Annotated in this window: 10 protein-coding genes; 9 read left to right on the forward strand and 1 reads right to left on the reverse strand. The window is 34.9% G+C overall.

Translation table 11 applies throughout. The features are described from left to right. Positions 1 to 125: 125 nt before the first annotated feature. The 9 genes from RRY75_RS13715 to RRY75_RS13755 all read left to right on the forward strand — a co-directional run bounded on the left by RRY75_RS13715 (position 126) and on the right by RRY75_RS13755 (position 3,991). The gene (locus RRY75_RS13715) at positions 126 to 716 is read left to right on the forward strand and encodes a class I SAM-dependent methyltransferase (protein WP_332717299.1); all 591 of its coding nucleotides are present in this window, start codon (positions 126 to 128) and stop codon (positions 714 to 716) included. Positions 717 to 1,201: 485 nt separating this feature from the next. Then, positions 1,202 to 1,915 carry an alpha/beta hydrolase gene (locus RRY75_RS13720; RefSeq protein ID WP_332491245.1) on the forward strand — a complete coding sequence of 238 codons (714 nt, stop codon included), beginning with the start codon at positions 1,202 to 1,204 and terminating at the stop codon, positions 1,913 to 1,915. Positions 1,916 to 1,987: 72 nt separating this feature from the next. Continuing rightward, a complete protein-coding gene (locus RRY75_RS13725) occupies positions 1,988 to 2,296 on the forward strand; it encodes a nucleotidyltransferase domain-containing protein (RefSeq protein ID WP_332491246.1) in 309 nt (102 codons plus the stop codon). 29 nt (positions 2,297 to 2,325) lie between these two features. Beyond that, positions 2,326 to 2,493, forward strand: a complete 168-nt coding sequence (locus RRY75_RS13730; RefSeq protein ID WP_332491248.1) for a hypothetical protein — start codon at positions 2,326 to 2,328, stop codon at positions 2,491 to 2,493. After that, positions 2,484 to 2,732: a DUF4160 domain-containing protein gene (locus tag RRY75_RS13735; protein ID WP_332491250.1), complete on the forward strand. Its 249-nt coding sequence runs from the start codon at positions 2,484 to 2,486 to the stop codon at positions 2,730 to 2,732. The genes RRY75_RS13730 and RRY75_RS13735 overlap by 10 nt, the downstream gene beginning before the upstream one ends. 12 nt (positions 2,733 to 2,744) lie before the next feature. Then, the gene (locus tag RRY75_RS13740; protein WP_332491251.1) at positions 2,745 to 3,026 is read left to right on the forward strand and encodes a DUF2442 domain-containing protein; all 282 of its coding nucleotides are present in this window, start codon (positions 2,745 to 2,747) and stop codon (positions 3,024 to 3,026) included. A gap of 167 nt (positions 3,027 to 3,193) precedes the next feature. Beyond that, positions 3,194 to 3,415: a hypothetical protein gene (locus RRY75_RS13745; RefSeq protein WP_332491252.1), complete on the forward strand. Its 222-nt coding sequence runs from the start codon at positions 3,194 to 3,196 to the stop codon at positions 3,413 to 3,415. Further along, positions 3,412 to 3,708, forward strand: a complete 297-nt coding sequence (locus RRY75_RS13750; protein WP_332491253.1) for a hypothetical protein — start codon at positions 3,412 to 3,414, stop codon at positions 3,706 to 3,708. The genes RRY75_RS13745 and RRY75_RS13750 overlap by 4 nt, the downstream gene beginning before the upstream one ends. A gap of 82 nt (positions 3,709 to 3,790) precedes the next feature. Then, positions 3,791 to 3,991 (forward strand): hypothetical protein, encoded by a 201-nt coding sequence (locus tag RRY75_RS13755; RefSeq protein WP_332491254.1) that lies wholly within the window; start codon positions 3,791 to 3,793, stop codon positions 3,989 to 3,991. A 79-nt stretch (positions 3,992 to 4,070) separates the two neighbouring features. On the opposite strand, the gene RRY75_RS13760 is transcribed toward RRY75_RS13755, so the two are convergent. Continuing rightward, a partial coding sequence (locus RRY75_RS13760; protein WP_332717306.1) for an NAD(P)/FAD-dependent oxidoreductase occupies positions 4,071 to 5,446 on the reverse strand: 1,376 nt, incomplete at its 5' end.

A 5,446-nucleotide genomic window follows, 5' to 3' on the forward strand; every position in this document is an offset into this window, starting at 1 on the left:
CATCACTATTTGTGCCGCCAGCGACAGCGGCGGAATGGAGATTATAATGAAAAATGATAAATTAAAACAGCTATGGAAAATGGAAGAGCAACACGCCTTTAAAGGGTGGGATTTTTCGTATATAAATGGAAGATGGAGCAGAATTTTTATTAACCCTGAATCATCCTTATAAGTTAACGGCTATAACTGAATCATACGAGCCTAATGTAAGGCTCTGTGAGGAGAAGCTAAGCCTGTTAGGTATAGAGGTGAAACAAGTTTATAAGGATGAGAAATTACCTTTTCTTGATAAGTATTTTGATATCATTATTAATAGGCATGAATCCTTTTGTGCTTGTGAGGTAAGTCGTATCCTTAAAGAAGGGGGATACTTTATCACACAGCAAGTAGGTGGGAAAAACAACTTTGACTTATCAACAAGATTGATCAATGACTTTCAACCTAAGTTCCCAGAGCATGATTTGAAAAATAATGTAGTTCAACTGAAAGCCGCAGGGTTTGAGATGATAAAAACAGAGGAAAGCTTTCCAACTATACGATTTTATGATGTAGGCGCATTAGCATATTTTGCAAAGATTATCGAATGGGAGTTTCCAGGTTTTTCTGTAGAGACATGTTTTAGGCAACTACATGAGATGCAGAAAGAAGTTGAAAAGAATAAATATATTGAGGGAACAGAGCATAGATTCTTGATTGTTGCGAGAAAGTGCAAGTAGTGCTAGATAGTTACAATTAGAGATCGTAGATACGACGTCGAGAGAGCGACGTGAAGATTGGTGCATATCTAAAGAAAGTATATAGTTACTACGCCACAATAAAAGGGGTAGTAACTATGCACTTTGTTAGATAAATCATGCGTCATAGGTTCGAATCCTATCAGATATATGAAGAAAAGACTCGTAAGTTGTTGACTATCAATGGCTTACGAGTTTTTGTTTATTGTAAGAAAATAATGAGTATTTTTAACTAATACTAGGTAGTTTCAATTAACCATCGTCATTATGACGTCACAAGGTCGGTGAGAATATCGGTCTGATATAATAAAAGTATAAATTGTACTAAAAATGTTTTTATGAGATGATTAAAAGGAATATAATATATATTTACAGATTAATAGGGAAAGGGGGATGTTGTGATGGAAAATTTTAAAAATACATACTATTTATGGAGGTATTTACCTCTATAGTCTACGGAGGCTAAAATGCTTAAAAAAGAAATTAAAATTAATCATATACCTGCAATTTTATGGGGAGAAGATAGTGAAAGGTTATTTATAGCTGTACATGGTAATATGTCGTCAAAATCGGATAGTCCTATTTCTATTCTTGCGGAAGAAGTAGTACCGCTCGGATATCAAGTTTTGAGTTTCGATTTACCAGAGCATGGAGATAGAAAAAATGAGTCAACACTTTGTAAAGTTGAAACGTGTATTCAGGAACTAACAGAAATAATGGATTTTGCATTGGCAAGGGCAAAACACATATCTCTATTTGCGTGTAGTATGGGAGCGTATTTTAGTTTGCTTTCATATAAAGATACTTGCCTCGAACAAAGCTTATTTCTCTCACCTGTTGTAAATATGAAACGTATTATTAATAACATGATGACTTGGGTTGATATAACAGAGGAGCAATTAAAATGTGAAAAAGAAATGCTTACACCCATTGGACAAATACTATATTGGGATTATTATAGCTATGTAAAAGCCAATCCTATTATTCAATGGAATAGACCTACATCTATTTTATATGGCGAAAAAGATGAACTTTGTGAAGTTGAGATTATAAAGAAGTTTGCTAAAAAATTCAAATGTAATTTAGAAGTTGCTTATGGTGCACAGCATTACTTCCATACTTCAGAGGAACTTATATATTACAGACAGTGGCTGAAGAAATCCCTATTACTGAATAATTAACGATGTGTAAGGATATAGTGTATAATAAAATAAAAAGTCATAAGAAATAAAGTATAGGTAAGGAGGGACACAGTGCCAGAGTTTGATAAAGTATTGCAAGAAATTAAAGGGCAGCTCATACAGAAATTTCATCCATCTAAGGTTATATTATTTGGGTCAGTGGCAAAAGGAATTTTCAAAGAAACAAGTGATATTGATTTATGTGTAGTGCAGGATACAGATAACAAAAGACAACTTCTGACAGATATGTACGTGGAAATTGAAAGTGATGTTCCTTTTGATATTGTGCTTTATACAAATAAAGAGTGGGATGAGTGTGTAAAAGATACAGCAGCATTTGCTTATCAGATTAACAATGCAGGGGTAACAATCTATGGTTGATACGATGGAACAATGAAAGAGGTGATAGAGTGAGTCCACTAGCGAAAGAAGTTATAGAAAAATTATCACATGAAGAAGACAATGAATTACTGGCAGAAGTTCTAGACTTTTATGAATATGTAAAACAGAAAAAGATTAAAAAGATGTGGGGGAGTATGAAGGAAGTAGCATTAAAAGGAGATAATATATGCCAGTAATTACAAGATTTTATGGAATGGTAATAAAGATGTATCCGAATGACCATGTACCACCACATTTTCATGTTATTTACAATGAATATAATGGGGTATTTTCAATAGAGGAACTAGAAATGATAGAGGGAGATTTACCCAATAAAGCGAAGAGAATGATTTTGGAATGGGCGGAGATGTATAAAGTTCAGTTACTTCAGATGTGGAATACCAAAGAATTTGTTAAGTTGCCACCATTAGAATAGGAGGAAGTAAAGATGTCACCTAGAATTAAAAGTATACAACCATGTTCAGATTACAGACTTTTAATTGAATTTACTAATGGCAAACAAAAAGAATATAATATGAATAGCTTAATCAATAGAGATAAAATGTATGAACCCCTTAAAAATTTACCCTTGTTTAATAGTGTTGTAGTAGATGGTGGAGGCTATGGAGTGTCTTGGAATGATGACATTGATATGAGTGAACATGAGTTATGGATCAATGGTGTGGAAATAATTTCTAAGAATACGGATTTAACTTTAGAAGAGGTTTAACCACTTAAAATAAATAATAAATACAATGGAGCTCAATTAATAGTAAAATATTATATTGAGCCTTTTTATATAAAAATTTAAAAATTTAGAGTAAGTGTCACAAAATCCAATAAAGTTACGTTAATAGAGGTGAAAATCCATTTTGGTATTTAACTAAGGAGGGCAATATGAGTAAAACATTGCAACAGGCATTGTTAAAATTATCAGGGGAAGAACGTGCACTGATATTTAGTAGAGTAGTGGATGCAAAAAGTTATGCAGAGCCTGAGGATATATATCAAATACCTCAAAGTACATTAAGAAAAAGATATGAGAGAGCTAAAAGTAAATTAGCTAAAACATTGAAGCAAATAGATGGTTATTATAGTCGAGTGGAGGAACAGCTATGAAGTATGATAAAGATGAAATATTAATAAAAGAAGCCTTAGATAAAATGAATACACCAGAGTGTGATTTTAAAAGAGCGGTAAAAACAAAGATAGTAATTAAACAACGTCCTCTAGTAATGCGAAGAAGATTTAATATTAGTTTTATAACAACAATTATTGTTATTTTAAGTGGAACAGTAATAGCTAGTACATTACCTAGTATTAGTAGACTAATCTCTATAATAAGCCCAGAAATGAGTCAAATCCTTCAACCTATTCAAGAGGAGGATAAGGGAATAAGGGGGGAATTATAATGAAAATAGCAAAAGTATAAACGGCATAGTAGACCAAGGGATAGAAATAAAGCCTCTGGCAGTAATCAATGATGACGATATGGTGATTGTTTACTTAATTATTCAAGATTTAAAACAAGACAGGATAAATGAAACACTTAGTATAGGAGAATATTTTGTTGAAGGTGGTACAATTCATAATGCACAAGTCATCGATTATGATAAAGGGAGTAAAACAGCTATTGTTCAAGTAACCACACAAGGGGGAAGATGTGTCATAGAGGGTTACGCAGAAGACCTATAACCCTCACATGTTTAAGTGTGGGTTATAGGTCTTTTTACATCTTATGGTAGGTAGTGAAGTGTAAGTGTTGTGAATGGGGTTAATCAAGCTTGCGTGCCATAAGCACACCCATTACGGATGCCATCATAAGACCGCGGGTCCAACCGCTTGAGTCACCTAGGCAGAAGAGGCCTGGAATATTTGTGTTAAGGCTCTCATCCATAGCAACTTTATTGCTATAGAATTTGATTTCTGGCCCATAGAGAAGGGTTTCTTTACTTGCAAAGCCTGGTACAACTTTATCCATGGCTTGAATAAAGTTAATAATATTTAAGACTGTGCGATAAGACATAGCAGAAGTTAAGTCACCGGCTATGGCATCTTTAAGGGTTGGGCGGACATTGGTACGGTCTAGTTCTTCTTGCCAAGTACGTTTGCCTTCTAGGATATCCCCATAGCGTTGGACAAGAATGTGACCATCTCCAAGCATATTCACAAGTTCAGCTACTTTTTGTCCATAAGCAATAGGCTCATTAAATGGTGTACTAAAGTTATGTGAGCAGAGAATAGCAAGATTTGTATTATCTGATTTTAAATCTTTGTAGGAGTGTCCGTTGACAACGGCAAGGTCGTTGTCGTAGTTTTCTTGACTTACAAAACCACCTGGGTTTTGGCAGAAAGTACGTACTTTATTTTTAAAAGGTTCTGGATATCCAATAAGTTTAGATTCGTAGAGCACGTCGTTGACCTTTTCCATGATTTCGTTACGGACTTCAACGCGGACACCAATATCTACTGTTCCGTTACGGTGAGCCACAGTGTGTTTGGTACACATTTGTTTGAGCCAGTCAGCACCTTTACGACCTGTAGCAACAACAACAGTATCTGCATACAAGGTGGTTTCTTCGCCTTGCTTACGTGCAGGGGCTATGACTAATCCTTTAGCTACGCCTTCTTCAATGATAAAGTCTTTGGCAACTGTATCAAAGAGGATTTCTACACCATTGGCAAGAAGATATTCTTGAATTCTAAGATAAATTTCTTGAGCCTTTTCTGTACCTAAGTGACGAATTGGGCAGTCTACAAGCTTTAAGTTAGCTTCTATTGCCTTTTTGCGAATTTCTTTAATCTCTTCTTCGTTGCCTACACCTTCTACGTGTGTATCGGCACCAAATTCTAAGTAGATACTATCCGTATAGTGGATAAGGTCTTCTACTGTTTTATAACCAACAAGGTTAGGTAAGTCCCCGCCTACTTCAGGACTTAAAGAAAGTTTTCCATCAGAAAAGGCGCCAGCACCGGAGAAACCAGTTGTAATATTACAATAAGGTTTACAATTTACACATACTTGAGTCTTGTCTTTTGGGCAACTACGTTGATCAATACGATGTCCCATTTCTACAATCAATACCTTTTGGGTACTTTTTTTCTTAACAAGTTCTAAAGCTGTGAAAATCCCTGATGGACCAGCGCCCA

This window comes from Niameybacter sp., assembly GCF_036655075.1.
Classification (GTDB): domain Bacteria; phylum Bacillota; class Clostridia; order Lachnospirales; family Cellulosilyticaceae; genus Holtiella.